At 65.9% G+C, this 18,540-nt stretch carries 11 protein-coding genes and 1 pseudogene; 6 read left to right on the top strand and 6 right to left on the bottom strand.

Features of this window, described 5'->3' with window-relative positions; all coding sequences use genetic code 11:
- The first annotated feature begins 56 nt into the window (after nt 1-56).
- From XCC_RS02180 to XCC_RS02200, 5 genes are all read left to right on the top strand, one after another.
- Nucleotides 57-674: a TetR/AcrR family transcriptional regulator gene (locus XCC_RS02180; protein ID WP_043877699.1), complete on the top strand. Its 618-nt coding sequence runs from the start codon at nt 57-59 to the stop codon at nt 672-674.
- Nucleotides 675-748: 74 nt separating this feature from the next.
- Complete coding sequence (locus tag XCC_RS02185) at nt 749-1,864, top strand: efflux RND transporter periplasmic adaptor subunit (protein WP_011035674.1); 1,116 nt, start codon at nt 749-751, stop codon at nt 1,862-1,864.
- Nucleotides 1,861-4,959: an efflux RND transporter permease subunit gene (locus XCC_RS02190; protein WP_011035675.1), complete on the top strand. Its 3,099-nt coding sequence runs from the start codon at nt 1,861-1,863 to the stop codon at nt 4,957-4,959. Before XCC_RS02185 ends, XCC_RS02190 begins: the two co-directional genes overlap by 4 nt.
- A 131-nt stretch (nt 4,960-5,090) precedes the next feature.
- Complete coding sequence (locus XCC_RS02195; protein ID WP_011035676.1) at nt 5,091-5,897, top strand: oxidoreductase; 807 nt, start codon at nt 5,091-5,093, stop codon at nt 5,895-5,897.
- A gap of 179 nt (nt 5,898-6,076) precedes the next feature.
- Nucleotides 6,077-6,412 carry a DUF6172 family protein gene (locus XCC_RS02200; RefSeq protein ID WP_014509250.1) on the top strand — a complete coding sequence of 112 codons (336 nt, stop codon included), beginning with the start codon at nt 6,077-6,079 and terminating at the stop codon, nt 6,410-6,412.
- Between the two features lie 436 nt (nt 6,413-6,848).
- Here XCC_RS02200 and XCC_RS02205 read toward each other — a convergent pair whose 3' ends face one another.
- A complete protein-coding gene (locus XCC_RS02205; RefSeq protein ID WP_011035678.1) occupies nt 6,849-8,141 on the bottom strand; it encodes a DEAD/DEAH box helicase in 1,293 nt (430 codons plus the stop codon).
- Between the two features lie 1,572 nt (nt 8,142-9,713).
- Here XCC_RS02205 and XCC_RS02210 point away from each other — a divergent pair.
- A pseudogene (locus XCC_RS02210) lies at nt 9,714-10,345 on the top strand (IS5 family transposase); the annotation flags it as partial.
- A gap of 2 nt (nt 10,346-10,347) precedes the next feature.
- Here the strand turns inward: XCC_RS02210 and XCC_RS02215 are convergent.
- The 5 genes from XCC_RS02215 to XCC_RS02235 form a co-directional block, all read right to left on the bottom strand.
- Entirely contained in the window at nt 10,348-11,856 is a 1,509-nt protein-coding gene (locus tag XCC_RS02215; RefSeq protein WP_011035680.1) for a dihydrolipoamide acetyltransferase family protein, read from the bottom strand.
- The gene (locus XCC_RS02220) at nt 11,853-12,236 is read right to left on the bottom strand and encodes an SH3 domain-containing protein (protein WP_011035681.1); all 384 of its coding nucleotides are present in this window, start codon (nt 12,234-12,236) and stop codon (nt 11,853-11,855) included. Before XCC_RS02220 ends, XCC_RS02215 begins: the two co-directional genes overlap by 4 nt.
- Nucleotide 12,237: 1 nt before the next feature.
- Nucleotides 12,238-13,308 carry an alpha-ketoacid dehydrogenase subunit beta gene (locus XCC_RS02225; RefSeq protein ID WP_012437174.1) on the bottom strand — a complete coding sequence of 357 codons (1,071 nt, stop codon included), beginning with the start codon at nt 13,306-13,308 and terminating at the stop codon, nt 12,238-12,240.
- Nucleotides 13,301-14,389, bottom strand: coding sequence for a pyruvate dehydrogenase (acetyl-transferring) E1 component subunit alpha (gene pdhA / locus XCC_RS02230; RefSeq protein ID WP_011035683.1), 1,089 nt, complete (start codon nt 14,387-14,389; stop codon nt 13,301-13,303). The genes XCC_RS02225 and pdhA overlap by 8 nt, the downstream gene beginning before the upstream one ends.
- Nucleotides 14,390-14,566: 177 nt before the next feature.
- The gene (locus XCC_RS02235; protein ID WP_011035684.1) at nt 14,567-18,148 is read right to left on the bottom strand and encodes a lamin tail domain-containing protein; all 3,582 of its coding nucleotides are present in this window, start codon (nt 18,146-18,148) and stop codon (nt 14,567-14,569) included.
- Nucleotides 18,149-18,540: the final 392 nt, after the last annotated feature.

Consider the following 18,540-nt stretch of genomic DNA (forward strand, 5'->3'; position numbering starts at 1 on the left):
TATAATACGGATTGGTCACTTTTGTATGTCCCGCGTTGGAGCGTTAAGCTGTGCGCATGAACAAAGCATCCAGTTACCCCGTGTCCGGCCGCGGCCCGGCCGACCATGACGTGCGCGACCAGATCGTCAACGCCGCCACCGAGCATTTCAGACGCTACGGGTACGAGAAGACCGCCGTCTCCGACCTGGCCAAATCCATCGGCTTCTCCAAGGCATACATCTACAAGTTCTTCGAATCCAAGCAGGCCATCGGCGAGATGATCTGCACTAACTGCCTGCGCCAGATCGAGGACGAGGTGCGCGCTGCCGTGGACGAAACCGACTCGCCGCCCGAGAAATTTCGCCGGATGTTCAAGGTGATCGTGGACGCGAGCCTTCGGTTGTTCTTCGAGGATCGCAAGCTGTATGAGATTGCCGCCTCGGCGGCCACCGAGCGTTGGCAGTCGGTGCTGGCCTACGAGGAACGGGTGCTGGCGCTGCTGCAGGAGATCCTGCAACAGGGCCGCCAGGGCGGCGATTTCGAGCGCAAGACCCCGCTGGACGAAGCCACCCGGGCGCTCTACGTGCTGATCCGCCCGTACACCAATCCCGTGCTGATGCAGCACAGCCTGGACGTCATCGACGAGGTTCCCGGGCTGTTGTCGGGCCTGGTGCTGCGCAGCCTGTCGCCCTAATCGCTGGTGACTATTGACTGATTTGGTCACAAGTACCAAGATGCGAGCCATCCTAGAACTCCACTGGAACTCGCATGCGTCGGCGCCGTCTTGTTGTTGCATCCCTGCTGTGTGTGCTGCCGCTGGCGTTGGCCGGCTGTGGCGACAAGACCCCGGCTGATCCGCGCACCGCCACGCCGTTGGTGCGGGTGGCGACGGTGGGCGACGCCAGTTCGGCGGCGCGCAGCTTTTCCGGCACGGTGGCGGCACGGGTCCAGAGCGAACTGGGTTTCCGCGTCTCCGGCAAGGTGTCCGAGCGCCTGGTCGATGCCGGGCAGCGGGTGACCCGCGGCCAGCCGCTGCTGCGGATCGATCCGGTCGATCTCAAGCTCGCCGCGCAGGCGCAACAGGAAGCGGTGACCGCCGCGCGGGCGCGTGCGCAGCAGGCAGGCGAGGACGAAGCGCGCTACCGCGATCTGCGCGGTACCGGCGCCATTTCGGCCTCGGCCTACGACCAGATCAAGGCCGCCGCCGATGCCGCCAAGGCGCAGTTGAGCGCAGCGCAGGCGCAGGCCGATGTGGCGCGCAACGCCAACCGTTACACCGACCTGCTGGCCGACGCCGATGGCGTGGTCATGGAAACCCTGGTCGAACCCGGCCAGGTGGTTGCGGCCGGGCAGCCGGTGGTGCGGCTGGCGCATGCCGGGCGCCGCGAAGCCATCATCCAGCTGCCGGAGACGCTGCAGCCGGTGGTGGGCTCCACCGCACAAGCCACCTTGTTCGGCAATGCCGGGGTCACCGAGCCCGCCACGCTGCGCCAGTTGTCCGACAGCGCAGACCGGCTCACGCGCACCTTCGAGGCGCGCTACGTGCTTGGCGGCGCCCTGGCCGACGCGCCCCTGGGCACCACGGTGAGCATCCGCATTCCCGAAGCCGCCGCCACGCAGGCGGGGGTGCAGGTGCCGCTGGGCGCGCTGTTCGATGCCGGCAAGGGCACGGGCGTGTGGGTGATCGCCGGCACGCCGGCCAAGGTGGCGTGGCGGCCGGTGCGGGTGCTGCGCCTGGATGACGATCACGCCAACGTCGCCGGCACGCTCGCGCGCGGTGAGCGCATCGTTGCGCTGGGTGCGCATCTGTTGCGCGACGGGCAGCACGTACGCATTGCCGGCGTCACCGCCAAGCCCGCGCCTGCCGCAGGAGCGCAGCCGTGAGCGAAGGTCGCTTCAATCTCTCCGCGCTGGCGGTCCGCGAGCGCTCCATCACCTTGTTCCTGATCGTGCTGATCTCGCTGGCGGGCCTGGTGGCCTTCCTCAAGCTGGGACGTGCGGAAGACCCGGCGTTCACCGTCAAGGTCATGACCATCATCACTGCCTGGCCCGGCGCCACGCCGCAGGAAATGCAGGAGCAGGTGGCCGAAAAACTCGAAAAGCGCATGCAGGAATTGCGCTGGTACGACCGCACCGAAACCTATACGCGCCCGGGCCTGGCATTCACCACCTTGACGCTGCTGGACAGCACGCCGCCCGGTGAAGTGCAGGAGCAGTTCTACCAGGCGCGCAAGAAAGTCGGCGACGAAGCCGGCAACCTGCCGGCCGGTGTGATCGGGCCGATGGTCAACGACGAATACGCCGATGTCACCTTCGCGCTGTTTGCGCTCAAGGCCAAGGGCGAGCCGCAACGGCTGCTCGCCCGCGATGCGGAAACCATGCGCCAACGCCTGTTGCATGTGCCCGGCGTCAAGAAGGTCAACATCATCGGCGAACAACCCGAGCGCATCTTTGTCGAGTTCTCGCATGATCGCCTGGCCACGCTGGGCGTCAGCCCGCAGGACGTGTTTGCCGCGCTCAATGCGCAAAATGCATTGACGGCGGCCGGCTCGGTGGAGACGCGTGGGCCGGATGTGTTCATTCGCCTGGACGGTGCGCTCGACAACCTGCAGAAGATCCGTGATACCCCACTGGTGGTGCAGGGCCGCAGCCTGAAGTTGTCCGATATCGCCACCGTCAAACGTGGCTATGAAGACCCGTCCACGTTCATGATCCGCAGCGGCGGCGAGCCGGCGTTGTTGCTGGGCATCATCATGCGCGATGGCTGGAATGGCCTGGATCTGGGCAAGTCGCTCGATGCCGAAGTGGGCGCCATCAACGCCGAATTGCCGCTGGGCATGCAACTGAGCAAGGTCACCGACCAGGCCGTGAACATCGATGCATCGGTGGGCGAGTTCATGACCAAGTTCTTCGTCGCGCTGCTGGTGGTGATGCTGGTGTGCTTCGTCAGCATGGGCTGGCGCGTCGGCATCGTGGTGGCGGCGGCGGTGCCGTTGACGCTGGCGGCAGTGTTCGTGGTGATGCTGGCCACCGGCAAGAATTTCGACCGCATCACGCTGGGTTCGTTGATTCTGGCGCTGGGTCTGTTGGTGGATGACGCCATCATTGCCATCGAAATGATGGTGGTGAAGATGGAAGAAGGCTACGGCCGCGTTGCTGCCTCGGCGTATGCGTGGAGCCACACCGCCGCACCGATGTTGTCCGGCACGCTGGTGACCGCGGTGGGCTTCATGCCGAACGGATTTGCTGCTTCCACGGCCGGCGAATACACCAGCAACATGTTCTGGATCGTGGGCATCGCGCTGATCGTGTCGTGGGCGGTGGCGGTGGTGTTCACGCCGTATCTGGGCGTGAAGATGCTGCCGGATATGAAGAAGATCGAAGGCGGCCACGCCGCGATCTACAACACGCCGCGCTACAACCGCTTCCGCCAGGCGCTGGGTCGCGTCATTGCCCGCAAGTGGCTGGTCGCAGGTTCGGTGGTGGGGCTGTTCGTGCTGGCGGTCGTTGGCATGGGCATCGTCAAGAAGCAGTTCTTTCCGATCTCCGACCGCCCCGAAGTACTGGTCGAAGTGCAGCTGCCGTACGGCACCTCGATCAACCAGACCAGCACGGCCGCCGCGAAGGTGGAAGCCTGGCTGTCCAAGCAGAAGGAAGCAAAGATCGTGACCGCCTACATCGGTCAGGGCGCGCCGCGCTTTTTCCTGGCGATGGGTCCGGAACTGCCGGACCCCTCGTTCGCAAAGATCGTGGTGCGTACCGACGACCAGCACGAGCGCGATGCGTTGAAGCTGCGCTTGCGTGAGGCGATCGCGCAAGGCCTGGCACCGGAAGCGCGCGTGCGCGCGACGCAATTGACCTTCGGCCCGTATTCGAAGTTTCCGGTCGCCTACCGGGTGAGCGGCCCGGACCCGACGGTGCTGCGCGGCATCGCTGCGCAGGTCATGCAGGTGATGCAGGACAGCCCGATGCTGCGCACCGTCAATACCGACTGGGGCGTGCGCACACCGACCCTGCATTTCAGCCTGGACCAGGATCGCCTGCAGGCGGTGGGGCTGACCTCGGCCGCGGTCGCCCAGCAGTTGCAGTTCCTGCTCAGCGGCGTGCCGATCACGCTGGTGCGCGAGGATATCCGCAGTGTGCAGGTGGTGGCGCGGTCGGCCGGCGATACTCGTCTGGATCCGGCACGCATCGCCGACTTCACCCTGGCCGGCGGCAACGGCCAACGCGTCCCGCTGTCGCAGGTAGGTAAGGTGGATGTGCGCATGGAAGAGCCGGTCATGCGGCGCCGCGATCGCGTGCCGACCATCACGGTGGGCGGCGATGTCGACGACACGCTGCAGCCGCCGGATGTCTCGGCTGCGATCACCAGGCAGCTGCAGCCGATCATCGACAAACTGCCCAGCGGATATCAGATCAAGGAGGCCGGCTCCATCGAGGAGTCCGGCAAGGCCACCGCCGCGATGCTGCCGCTGTTCCCCATCATGCTGGCGGCCACGTTGCTCATCATCATCCTGCAGGTGCGCTCGATCTCGGCGATGGTGATGGTGTTTCTCACCAGCCCGCTCGGACTGATCGGTGTGGTGCCGACCTTGATCCTGTTCCAGCAACCGTTCGGCATCAATGCGCTGGTGGGATTGATTGCACTGTCGGGCATCCTGATGCGCAACACGCTGATCCTGATCGGACAGATCCATCACAACGAAGCCGAGGGTCTGGATCCGTTCCATGCGTTGGTGGGAGCCACCGTGCAGCGTGCGCGTCCGGTGATTCTGACGGCACTGGCGGCGATCCTGGCATTCATTCCACTCACCCATTCCGTGTTCTGGGGCACCTTGGCCTACACGCTGATCGGCGGCACGTTGGCCGGCACCGTGTTGACCCTGGTGTTCCTGCCGGCGATGTATTCGATCTGGTTCAAGATCCGGCCCGATCCCGGCAAAGGGAATAACGCACCGGACATTGCCCGGCCTGCATGAAGCACTTCTGCGACCGTGGCCACGGTGCCGTCGCAGCGCAATGTCGTGCGCCATCGTCACCACCTTCCGAACGCATGCCATGCAGGCGCACGCGTATCGCCGATGTCTTTCTCTTGATTGAAGGAACCGCAATGCAACAGCAGACCGTTGTGCTGATCACGGGCGTGTCGTCCGGCATTGGCCGTGCCGCCGCAGAACACTTCGCCCGAGCCGGCTGCCTCGTTTACGGCAGCGTGCGTCACCTGGCCGGTGCCACACCGTTGACGGCCGTGGAGCTGGTGGAGATGGATATCCGCGATGCCGCTTCGGTGCAGCGTGCGGTCGATGGCATCATCGCCCGCGCGGGCCGCATCGATGTGCTGGTCAACAACGCAGGCACCAATCTTGTCGGTGCCATTGAAGAAACCAGCGTCGACGAAGCGGCCGCATTATTCGACATCAACCTACTCGGCATCCTACGCACCGTGCAGGCCGTGCTGCCGCACATGCGTGCACGCGGCCAGGGCCGCATCGTCAATGTCAGCTCGGTGCTGGGGTTCCTGCCGGCGCCGTACATGGGCGTGTATGCCGCCTCCAAACATGCGGTGGAAGGGCTGTCGGAAACGCTGGATCACGAGCTGCGTCAATTCGGCATTCGCGTGACGCTGGTGGAGCCTGCGTATACGAAAACCAGCCTGGGCAGCAATTCGCCGGTGGTGCAGGCCACCATTGCCGATTACGACCGCGAGCGTGGCGTGGTGGCGCGGGCAGTCACGCACAGTATCGACACCGCGCCGGAACCGCATGGCGTGGCCGCCACCGTGGTGGAGGCGGCCCTGGGCAGGTGGCGCATGCGCCGCACACCCGCCGGGCAGGCATCGCTGCTGAGCAAGCTGCGCCGGTTCCTGCCCGCCAGCGCGGTGGACGGCAGCCTGCGCAAGCAGCTCGGGCTGCGGTGAGATGCGTCAGGGCGTCGATGCGGCTGGGAACGCAGGGGTTGGGCCGTACGGCGCGATTACGTCAGTCCAGGCGCGCATGCCGCCATTTGGCGGTTCTGCAGCGCCACTTGATGCTGGATTCACCGAGGATGCCGCCTTGGCCTCACAATAGGCGGCCAGTCCCCAGCACCGATGTCGCCATGCGCAAGACCTACCAGCTCAACCTCGAAGGCAAGAACCGCGATCGTCTGCTGGAATCCAGCAAGCACGATATCCGCAAGTACATCCGCCGCGAGCGCCGCAAGGAGCTGCCGGCCGGCGCGGACTACTGGGACTTCGAGATGCGCTTCGGTGTGGATGAAGCCAGTGCCGTGGCGCTGCCGCCGGCCGAGCTGATCCGCTCGATCAACGCACTCGTCGCCGACGGTGGCGAGCAGTTCTTCGTCGAAATCCTGCGCAAGCCGGGCAAGCGCACGCCACGCGCGCAGAACGATCATGCGTTCGGTGATGGCGAACTGGATTTCGAGCAGGATTGAGGTGTGATCGTCGTCCCGTCGGCGGCGCACCGCTGCGGGACGAGCAGTTGCTGGCGGATTGTCGACCGCATCGCATGGACGAGCCAGGCCTCGCGCGTTGCAGATGGCAACTGGCAAGGGTGCAGGAGGCCTGCGGTGACTTGACGCTGGCGAGCGTCCTTATTGGCGAAGCGACGGGGACGCTGCCATCGGCCAACCCTCCTGGTGCTTGGTAGCGGACACTTACCGCTCGGACGCAGCGGTTCGAGCGGGCCGTGGCTGGCCGACGCTGTTGCGCCAGCGCGTTTTTGCTGGGCGGTTGCGGCTTACGCATGCTGTGCGCGTTCGGTTACCAAGGCCGGCGGTTGCCAGGCCAGCCCGCGCTGCAGTGCGACGGTGTGGGCGCAGTCATCACGCACCGGTGCTAGGACTGCTCGCGCCGGTACGTTCGCTACTTTCAGCCCGGCTTGCCAGCCTGCGCCTGCGCCGCGGCACGTAATTTGTCCTTCTTGCTCGGCCGCTTGCCCTTGATGCCGCCGTTGTCATCCGCTGCACGCGCCGCTGCGCCGGACGCATGGTCGGGGGCAGGCGCCTGGACCGGAGTTGGCTCGAACCCTTCGATCACGCTGGTCGGCACGCGCAGGCCCTGGCGTTTTTCGATCAGCCGCCACTGCTGGGCGCTGTCTGCCGTGACGAAGCTGATCGCCACGCCGCTGGCACCGGCGCGTGCGGTGCGGCCGATGCGGTGGGTGTAGTCGACAGTGGAGCGGGGCAGGTCGTAATTGAGCACGGCCGGCAAGGCGTCGATGTCGATGCCGCGCCCGGCCAGGTCGGTGGCCACCAGCACCTGCACGTCCGCCTGTTTGAAGGCGCGCAGCGTGCGTTCGCGGCGGCCCTGGCTCAATTCGCCGTGCAGCGGCAAGGCGGCGATGCCGGTCTTGCTCAGTTTCTCGGCAACCTTGTCGGCGCCGTGGCGGCTGGTGACGAAGACCAGCAGTTGCGGCCATCCGTGTTCCAGCAGCAGGTGGCGCAGCAGCTGCGTACGTTGGCCGGCATCCACTGCGATGGCGCGTTGCGCGATCGCCGGTGCCTGTTCGGGCGTGCCGCCGAGGGTGATGCGCAACGGATCGCGCAGGCGACGCTTGGCCAGCGACGCGATGGCGGCTGGGAAGGTGGCCGAGACCAGCACGCTTTGCCGCTGGGCAGGCAGCAAGGCCAGGATGCGATCGAGCTCGGCGCCAAAGCCCAGGTCGAGCAGGCGATCGGCTTCGTCCAGCACCAGCGTGCTTACCTGCGAGAGGCGCAGCGCATTGTGCGTCACCAGGTCCAGCAGCCGCCCCGGGGTGGCGATGACGATGTCGGCGCCACCGCGCAAGGCCATCAGCTGCGGATTGATGGCTTCACCGCCGGTGGCGGCGACGATCTTCAGCCGTCGCGGCAAGGCGGCGGCCAGCGACAGCAGGGTGTGCGCGACCTGCGCGACCAGCTCACGCGTCGGTACCAGGATCAGCCCGCCCAGCACGCGCGGCGCCTGTTCCGGCGCCTGCAGGCGCTGCTGCAGCAGCGGCAAGGCATACGCCAGGGTCTTGCCCGAGCCGGTCTGCGCGGTGGCGATCAGGTCGCGTGCGGCCAGCATCGGCGGAATCATCGCGACCTGGATCGGCGTGAGCGCACGCACACCGGCCCTGGCGAGCGCGGACTCGAACACGGGCTGTAGCTGTAGCGACAGCAAATCTGCTTTCAGTGACATCGCGCGATTATCCGCGCATTGTCGACGGCGTGCATGCCGAAACGAAGTGCAGGTGCGCTAGCCGCGCATGGCGCTCCACGGCGCCGCCAAGCGGCAGTGGCAACAACCGGTGTGTCGACCCGAGGTGTGCTGCGCCCAATGCGACTTCGCCTTGGCCGTGGCCCGGTCTCCCGGGGTGGGTCAAGCTATGGCGAGCGTGCGCCTGTGACCCGGGTGTTTCCCACGGAAAGCGCCAGAAGTGGCGAAAAATCTGAAGATCCACGCGCGACTCTCCGGAACGAGGCGACATCGCGCACTCTCAGGACTCAATGTTCAGACCTTCCCTAGCGCAGCGTTGCTCAAGCGGTCCGAATTGATGAAGACCTTCCGGAGATGCACACGGACGATGCAATGCTTCGCCTATGGGCAATACGTTCTAACTGCGCGCGTTGTTTGACTGGCGATGAATGCTAGGTAGAAATTCTTGTTTCTAAAAGTGGTGGTATCACGTTATGGAAGCAAAGATTGCCGACGGCAGGGTCCACTTCATGCGCAGAGGCGACTTCCTGCGCGCAGAGGCAAATGCACCAGTGCAGAGTCGTGGGCGACGGCACGGTGCTACTGCCAGTCGGCGCCGAAAAAACGCGTTGTTGCAGAAGCGACAACGCAGGCACATAACGCGCTTTCCAGTTAAAGGGATGTAGCGAGGCCGCTTTATCCGTTCAAGGTGTGGTCGCCATCGCGACTTGTCAGCGTGGCTGTGGGCAGCCTGCCGGCTTGCCAATGGCATGTATGCGCCGAGTGGCACACTCTTTTGCGGTGGTCGCCATTTGCAAAGAGTGCAATATCACCTTTGCTTAAGTTGATGCAATCATCTGTAAATTTCGCTTCTCGCAACAAATATTCCTGGTGCAAAAAGAAAAGAATCTAAACATGGAGGAATATTGACGTTGCGGCGTCATACTGAGGTGAAAATTGTATTTCTTATTGGCGCTGCAATAAGCCTTAATCGTGGAGATTTTTTTACATGACAAGTCCGATTCGTGGCGCATCAAGCAGTAGCTATAACTACTCCCATGAAAGCAATCCAGAAAGCTCGCCACCGCAGCAGGGACAAACTTCGAATCCACCTCCGTCTGCTCAGTTCAGCGGTCTGCAACACATGAGTAGTCGCCATCGTCGGCGTGGAGAGCTCTTAAATGTCAGATTCTCGACAGAGGAGCCCACTGTTCACGATTTGCCTCGCGAGGATCGAAAGCCTGGTATTGTGCTGAGTGATGACACTGCACTTAGTTACAGAGCAGGCCAGCTCTACGCTACGTATCCGCGAGGTCTTCCCAGCGATGTCAAGAGGTCTACTAAGAGAGATCCAAAACTATATGCTGCATACAAAGACTTATTAAAAAATAATGGTTATAAAGGTTAGAAATTAAAGATAAACCTGTCTTAGCCGGGCCGACAAATTGTCGGCCCGGTCGCATACGCGTTCCAATATTGCAGCGCGGTCTGAGTTATAAGGCGTTTGGCTAAGGAGCCTCTGAACAAGGCGCCACAGATACACGAAATTGCCCGCCTCATGTTGATGAGTGATCCATGCAACTGATGTTCAGTGACACCGAGAGCCTGGGCAAGCGCAAGCAGACCCGGCACGAGATCTTCCTGGCCGAGATGGAGCAGGTCGTTGCGTGGCAGAAACTGCTCGGGCTGATCGCGCCGCACTATCCGGCGTCGGGGCGGCCAGGGCGGCAGCCCTACGCACTGGCGACGATATTGCGGATCATCTGCTGCAGCAGGGGTATGCGTTGAGCGATCCTGCGAGGGAAGAAGCGCTGCACGAGATTCCGACCTTGCGGCGATTTGCCCAGCTCGGTGGGTTGGACGACATTCTCGACGAGACCACGATTCTCAACTTTCGACGCTTGCTGGAGGCCCATGGTGTTGCTGGAAGCGGTCAACGCGCCTCTGACGCGCAAGGGCCAGAGTCTACGTCCCGGGACGATCGTCGATGCGACGCGGATCGCTGCGCCCGGTTCGACCAAAAGCGCCGATCACGCGCGCGACCCTGAGATGCATCACGCCGAGAGGGCAAGCAGTGGTATCTCGGGATGAAGGCGCACATCGGCGTGAATGAGTGTTCCGGGCCGGTGCAGCATGTGCATCGGACAGCGGCCAATGTTGCCGCTGTCACGGTGACGCACATCGTGCTACATGGCAAAAAAGACAGTGCTCAGTTGGCCAACGCCAGATCGTCCAGCAAGGCGCGCAGGAAGCGCGCCGCTTCACCGCCGGTGGCGGCGCGGTGATCGAAGGTCAGCGACAGCGGCATCACCTTGTGGGTTTCCACGCCGCCCATCACCGGGGTGAGCTGGTAGCGCGCGCGGCCGGCGGCCACGATCGCCACGCAGGGCGGCACCACCACCGGCGTGGCGTAGCGGCCGGCAAACATGCCGAAGTTGGACAGCGAGATGGTGTAGCCGCTCAGTTCGGACGCGGCGATGCTGCGGCTTTCCACCTGCTGGCGCAGCCGGTTGACGCCTTCGCGAATGCCATGCGCATCCAGCATGTCGGCGTTGCGCAGTGCCGGCACTAACAGGCCTTCTTCGGTGTCTACCGCAATGCCGATGTCCACCTGCGGGTGCAGCGTGCGGCTCAGCGCCTCGCCGTCGAACCAGGCGTTGAGCGCGGGCACGGCCTCGCAGGCGCGCACGATGCCGCGCACCAGGCGCACTGTGACGTCGTTGCCGGGTTGCCAGGCGTGCAGGTCGGCGTCGTCGTTGAGCGTGGTGGGCACCACCTTGCTGTGCGCATCGGCCATCACGCGTGCCATGTTGCGGCGCACGCCCTTGAGTTGCTCGGGTTGGCCCTTGGCGCTGATGCCGGGCGACTGGGTGCGCATCGGCTTGCCGCTGGCCGACAGCGTGGAGCGGGCGTTGCCTTCGTCCGCCCTGCGGGCACCTTCTCCCGCAGGCGGAAGAAGGGGTGCTGTTGCGGGTCGATCCCTGCCGTCGGCAGCGCTCCCAGCAGCTCTCCCACCGTCATCGATCGGACCACCTCTCCCGCGGGCAGGAGAGGTCGGCGCGCCCTGCGCGCCGGGTGAGGGCTGCGCGGTACCGGCGGCTGCTGCCTGCTTTACGTCTGCCAGCGTGACCGTGCCGTCCGGGCCGGTAGCGCGCACCTGTGCCAGGTCCACACGCAGCTTGCGCGCCAGCGCGCGCACCACCGGCATGGCGCGCACGCCGCCGACGGTAATGGCCTGCTCGCTCTGCACGGCGTTGGAGCTCTGCATCGCGCCCACCACGGTGCCGGCATCGTCGCGATCGCTGCTGCCATCGCCAGCATCGGCATCGGCAATTTCGCCGCCGTTATCGGAGGCCACCACGCGTGTGGTGTGCCCAGCCGCGCTGTCGCCGGTGCTGGGCGTGGGTGCGTGCGTCGGCGCCGGTCCATGCGAATGGCCGGTGTCCTGGCCGTCGGCACGCTGCGGTTGCGAGGCATCCAGCGCGAACTGCGCCAGCACCGCACCGGTGGTGATCACATCGCCGGCCGCGCCGGCCAGCTTGACCACGGTGCCGGAGAACGGCGAGGGCACTTCGACCACCGCCTTGGCGGTCTCCATCGATACTAGCGGGTCGTCCAGGCGCACGGGGTCGCCCTCCTTGACGAACCATTCGACGATGGTGGCGTCGGGCAGGCCTTCGCCCAGGTCGGGCAGGTGGAAATTCTTGGCTTCGCTCATGGCAGGTTCTCTTGCGCCGTCTGCAGCTGCGGCGTGGTGTCGTCGAGGAGTTCGAGGTCGGCGGCCGGCAGCCAGCCCTGCGTGCCATCGGCACGCTCGGACCACCACCAACCCCCGTGTTCGTAATGCAGCAGCACGTGCTCGCCCTGGTGGGCATCGAGCTCGCGTGCATCGTAATCACGCAGCGCTTCAGCCAGGCCGTCGCCCAGCGGGCGCAGCCAGGCCGCCGGCGCCCAGCCGGCATGGCCTTCGCCGGTGTTCACCCAGGCAAACGCCGGCCATTCTTCATCGCGCACCCCAATGGCGACCTGCTGGCCGGCATGGAAGCGGATCGGGTTGGCGTAGGCGGCGCGGTAGTCGCAAAGCAGGCGGGCGCGCATGTCAGCCGGCAGCCACCGCGCGGCGGGCGGCGGTGACGATGCGCTCCACGCTGGGCAGGAACTTCATCTCCAGCCGGAACAGCGGGATATGCGTGTCATAGCCGGTCACCCGTTCCACCGGAGCGAGCAGGTCGTACATCGATTTTTCGGCAAGCTGCGCAGCAATCTCCGCACCGAAACCGGCAGTGCGCGGGGCTTCCTGCACGATCACGCAGCGGCCGGTCTTGGCGACCGATTCGGCAATGGTGTCGAAATCCAGCGGGCGCAGCGTGGCCACGTCGATGACTTCGGCGCTGATGCCTTCGCTGGCCAGTTTGTCGGCTGCTTCCAGCGCTTCCTTCACCTGCGCGCCCCAGGTCACCAGGGTCACATCGGTGCCGTCGCGCAGCACGAAGCAGACATCCAGCGGCAGCGCTTCGCCGTCATTGGCCACCACTTCCTTGTACTGGCGGTAGATGCGCTTGGGCTCCATGTAGATCACCGGATCCGGGTCGCGGATTGCGGCCAGCAACAAGCCATACGCACGCTGCGGCGAGGACGGCAGCACCACACGCAAACCGGGCACGTTGGTGAAGATGGCTTCGTTGGCCTCGCTGTGATGTTCCGGTGCGCGGATGCCGCCGCCCCACGGCACGCGCAGCACCATCGGGCAATGCAGGCGGCCACGGGTGCGGTTGCGCAGGCGTGCGGCGTGGCAGATCAGGTGATCGACCATGGGATACACGAAGCCGTCGAACTGCGCTTCGGCCACCGGCTTCATGCCTTGCGCGGCCAGGCCGACGCTCAGCCCGGCGATGGTGGTTTCATCCAGCGGGGTGTCGAGCACGCGCGCGCTGCCGAAGCGTTGCTGCAGGCCGGCGGTGGCGCGGAACACGCCGCCGTTGACCCCTACGTCCTCGCCCAGCACCAGCACCGCGGGGTCGTGTTCCAGCTCCCAGGCCAGCGCCTGGGTGATGGCTTCGATCAGGGTGATGGGCGAACTCATGGCGATCTCTCCGCGCGTGGCAGCGGCGTTGTAAGGGGCACTGGCCTGCTGTGAGCCGGCGAGCTGTGCGTGGTTGAGCTCATCCATGACGGGCCTCCAGGGCGATGACCTCGGCGCGCTGGGCCAGCAGTTCGGCCGGCGGGTCGCCGTACAGATAATCGAACATCGCTTCCACCGGCTGCACCGGGGTATTGAGGTACGCATTGACCTCTTCGTCGATGCGCGCGCCGCACTCGGCTTTCCAGGCTTCTTCCTGCGCCTCGTCCCACAGACCTTGCGCGGTGAGATAGCGGCGCAGGCGCAGCATCGGTTCGCGTGTCCAGGCCTGCTTCACTTCGTCCTCGCCACGGTAGCGGCGGGCGTCGTCGGCGGTGGTGTGGTCGGTGAGGCGATAGGTGAGGAATTCGATCACGGTGCCGCCATCGCCGGCCAGCGCGCGCGCGCGCGCCTGGCGCATGGCTTCGAGCACGGCGATGAGGTCGTTACCGTCCACCTGTAGGCAGTGCAGGCCGCCGGCCAGGCCCTTCTGTGCCAGCGTCTGCGCACCGGTCTGCGCCGAGCGCGGCACCGAGATCGCCCAGCCGTTGTTGATCACGCACAGGATCAGCGGCAGCGTGTAGGCGCCGGCCGAGTTGAGCGCGGCGTAGAAGTCGGTCTTGGAGCTGCCGCCATCGCCGCAGCACGCCACTGCCACCTGCGCCTTGCCCTGCAGCTTGAACGACAGCGCCGCGCCGGCCGCGTGCAGGCATTGGGTGGAGATCGGTACGCAGATCGGGAAGTCGATCGCCGCATCGGCATCGCGCGGGTAGTCGCTGCCGCGCTCGTCGCCGCCCCAGTACAGCAGCACATCGCGTGGACGCACGCCGCGTTCGAACATGGTGCCGTATTCACGGTAGCTGGGCGCGAACACATCGCCGCTGCGCATCGAGGCACCGATGCCCACATGGGTGGCCTCGTGGCCCAGGCTGGCTGCGTAGGTGCCGAGCTTGCCGGTGCGCTGCAGCGCGATCGACTTGCTGTCGAAGGTGCGCACGAACAGCATGCGCTTGAACAGGGCGAGCAACTGTTGCGGGTTGGCGGCGTCGGCCGGCAGATCGTCGCGGACCAGTTGGCCGTCCGCGTCCATGTATTGCAGATATTCGATTTCGAACTGCGCGGCTACGCTCATTGCGGCGACACCTTCATCAAGAAGTTTCAAATGATATGAGTTGCGATGTTAAGGACGGCGAAGCAAAAAGCTGTCCTGCACCGCAGCACACAATGATGCTGGGTTGCACAAAAAAAAGGGCGCGGACCAGGCCGCGCCCTTTACCACTGTTGAAAACTGCGACGTGTTGCAGTGCGATCAACGCCGCCCGGCGCCGCCTCCAATTGGAGTGCTGATCCGCGCAGCGTTGTCGGCCGGGTTCGCATCCGGTGAACTGGAGCTGGCCGTGGCCTGCACCTGCACCGCGCGTTCGGCCGGGATCGGCTTGGTCGCCACGGTCAGCTGGAAGGCGGTCTGCGCACCGGGCTGCAGCGCAGCCGCAGTGGTGCAGACGAACACCGCACTGCGCAGCGACTGCAGCTGCTTGTCGCAGCGCCAGCCGCGTGGGGGCACCAGCAGCGACAGCGCAGACAGCGTGTTGCCCTCCACGCGCACGCTGACGCCGGTTGCCGGTGCGTTGCCGCGATTATCCAGCAGCACGCGATAGCTCGCGTTGAAGGCGGTGGTCGGCAGGCTGGCGGGACCTTCCAGACGCACCGCCAGATCGCTGCGCAACCGGGCCTGCACGGCCACCTTGGCGGTGTCGGTGTTGTTGTCCGGCTGCGGGTCGGGCGATTGCGAGGCGACCGAGGCGGCCAGGGTGAGGGTGCGGCCCGCCAGGTCCGCACCGGCGTCCAGCTGCACGGTGAAGCTCTGCGCGTTGCCGGCGGCCAGCGACGGCGCGGTGCAGGTGAGCACGGTCTGGCTACCGGTTTCAGGCGGGTTGCAAGTCCAGCCCGGCGCCGCGGTTACACGCGGACTCACAGCTGCATCAAACGCCAATGCCACAGCGGGGAATGCCGCGCTGTTCGGACCGCCGTTTTCCACATCCACGGTGTAGTCGATGCGCTCGCCTTCGAGCACCTGATCACGTGCTGCGGTAACTGCCACGCGCATGTCTGCATTCACCTGCGGCGTCATGCGTAACAGCACCACGGTGGGATCGTGATCCGAAAGACGCGTGGGCGTGTTGGCATCGTTGCGCGCGGTGCCGGGGAAGTCGGCATTGATGCGTGCGTGGCCCACCGACAACGAGGCGATGTTGGATGCGCGCATCAAGGCGTCGTTGGCCAGGATGTGGTCAAGCGACTGCACGTTGCCATCGAACGCATACGAGTAACTCTGGTCCGGTGTGTTGAACCAGGTCAGGTCCGTGTAGTCCGGGTCGACCAGATCGATGCCATCACCGCTGACCACCGTCTGCGCATCCGCTGCCGGCTTGCCGGTGACCGTGCCCATTGCATCCACATAGCCATCGTTGAACTCGAAGGCGTTGAAGTCGCCCATCACCAGCACGCGTTCGGCCGGATCCAGCTGCTGGCGCGCCTGCAGCAAACGCGCCAGGTAGCTGGCCTGCGCCTGGCGCTTGGCACGGATGCGGGTGCCGGCGGCGTCATCGGTTTCGGCGCCGTTGAGCGAGCGCTGATGCACCACGATGGTGGTCAGCGGCAGCACGCGGCCGTCGGCCTGATGCACGCGGGTGCTGAGCACCAGCGGCGGGCGGTCGTTGAGCAGGCTCACCGCGCCGCCCGGTTCGGTCCAGGTGGTGGCCTTGCCTTCCTGCGCCACCGAAACCACTTCGACGCGCGGTACACCGCCGCTGACGTCGGCGGTCTTGACCAGGAAGCCGACGTCGATGCCGCCAACGTCATTGCCTTCCTGCAGATACGCCACGTACTTGGGATCCTGCTGGCCGGCGGCCACGGCGTCGGCGTTGATGCGGGCAGCCAGGGTCTGCAGCACGCTGATGTTTTCCACTTCCACCGTGCCCAGGATGTCGGGCGTGTGCAGATAGTTGCGGATCGCCAGCGAGGCCTTGTTGAGGCGGGCCTGGAACGCGGCCGGGGTGAGTACCGGCTCGCCGATCGCCGGGTCGTTCTGGTCGTCGAAGAAGCGCTCCATGTTGTAAGTGGCCACGGCCACGTCGTCGGCTTGCGGCCGCGGCGCCGGGCGCGGCTGGTCGGCACCGTTGCAGCTCACCTGCGGGGTGCGTTCCGGGTACAGCGTGTAGCGGCGGAAGCTGTAATCCAGCGGGCCGACGACGTTGAACACGCGGCAGCCGGCGGCCAGATCCAGGCGCTCGGCGCCCACCCCGGCACTGCCAACGGCGATCACTTCCGGATTGGTGTTCCAGCGCGGCACGCCCGCCGGCGAGCCGGCCGGCAAGGGGTCGGGCAGTTGCACGCCGGGCTCGCGGAAGGCGCGCGGCAATTCGCTGACCACGGCATGGAAAACGCCGTTGCTGGTGGCGGTGGCGGTGGTCTCGTTGACGTTGCCACCGGTGGGCGCATTGACGGTGAGGCTGGGCGCCGCCACGCGCATGCCTTCCAGCGCTTCGAGCTGATCAAAGGCGCCATTCGGGTTGGGCAGGGCCGCGCTCAGCAGCACGGGCTCAGGCAGCGCGTTGCCGGTGGAATCCAGCAGCACGGTCAGGACGCCGCCAATTTCGGTCAGCGGCGGCTGGGTCGGGTCGGCGGTGGGCACGTATTCGATCACCGTGCCCTGCACGCGCACCCGGTTGCCGATGGCGGCGGTGTCCGGCGGGGCGCTGCCGGTATAGACGTAGACGCCTTCGGAGGTGGCCGGGTCGGCATCGGCTTCGGCCGTGGGCGCCTGCAGGAAGAAGCCGGCGCTGCGGCGCGCAGTGACGATCCCGGAGGTCGCCACCACCTGGCCATCCAGCGGCGAGCGTGCGCCCTTGCCCTGGATGGCGTGGATCGGCAGCAGCTGGAAATCGTCGTTGACGATGGTGCCGGTGGCGCTCAGCTTAGCCGGCAGCGCGCCGGTGAGGCCGCTGATCTGCAGGGTGAAGGTTTCATCGGGCTCGGGCGTGGTGTCGCCCAGCACCTCCACCGCGACGGTCGCAGTGCGCTCGCCTGCGGCGATCTGCACGCCGGTGGCCGGCAGGGCCACGTAGTCGCTGCCGGCCACGGCGGTGCCATTGGCGGTAGCGGCGGTGAAGCGCACGCCACCGGCACCGGCCGGCTGGCTCAGGCTCAGCGTGAATACGACGCTGCGGCTGCCGGCGTTGCCTTCGGCCTGGCTGGCATCGGCCAGCGTGGCGATCGGCTGGCCGCCACCGCTGCACAGCCGTGCGCCGCTGGCGGCATTGCGTGGGGCCGGGGCGCCAGCGGCGAAGTCGGCGGCGTTGTTGTTGGTGTCGCTGCAGCCTTCGCCGCCACGCAGCACCGCCAGCGTGTTGCTGGGTGCCGGGGCGGGCGCGTTGCCTTCGGCGCAGCTGGCATTGCTGCCGTAGCCGACCAGATCAGCGTATTCGGTGGGGCAGGTGCCGCTCAGCGCGGCGGTGCTGTTGCGCAACGCCACCTTGCCAGCGGTGCCGCTCATGGCCAGCGTGCCGGTGGCATCGGGCGTGGGCAGCGCAACGCTGCCGCCGCTGCCATCGGCCTGTTTGATCAGGTAATAGCCACCGGCCGGCACCGTGCCCGCCAATGGCGTGGTCTGCCAGCTGCTGCCGGCGGCCGAGGCGTATTGCACCGACCAGCCGTCCAGGCTGACCGTGGTGGTGCCGGTGTTGTGCAGCTCGATGAAATCGCTGCGGAGGGTGGCGCCACTGTTGCCGCCACCGCCGTAGACCTGGCTGATGACGACTTCGGCGCTGGCGTGGCCGGCAAACGCCAGCGCACAGACGAATAAGGCTGCACGACGCTGCAACACTTGCATGAGATGAGAGTCCCCTGATCCTTGAGACGTGGAGCGCTCCCCTGGTCCGGCCACGTCCCTGGCCGGCAGCGCTGTTCGATTCTGCATAAATTTGCAGGCCTAGGTTGACGATACGGTGACACCGGCGCAGTGGCTGCGACTGCGCTGGCGGCTGGCCGGGTGGTTCAGAAGCGAAACACCTCCCCGTCTGCCACGCCCGGACGTGCGGCGTCCGATGAGTGGCCGTGTCTCGCGCGGCACGCTGTGCGGGCAGCCAGCTTGCGCCCGAGCACGGCGGCCCAGCGCTGAAAGCAGCCAGGTAGCCAGGCAATGCGGGCTGTGCTCGCCCAGCCCCGGAACGGGCGCCAACCAGACGCCGCAGGCATCCACGCCCTCGCACCGGGTGCGGACGA

This window comes from Xanthomonas campestris pv. campestris str. ATCC 33913 (assembly GCF_000007145.1).
Taxonomy (GTDB): Bacteria; Pseudomonadota; Gammaproteobacteria; order Xanthomonadales; family Xanthomonadaceae; genus Xanthomonas; species Xanthomonas campestris.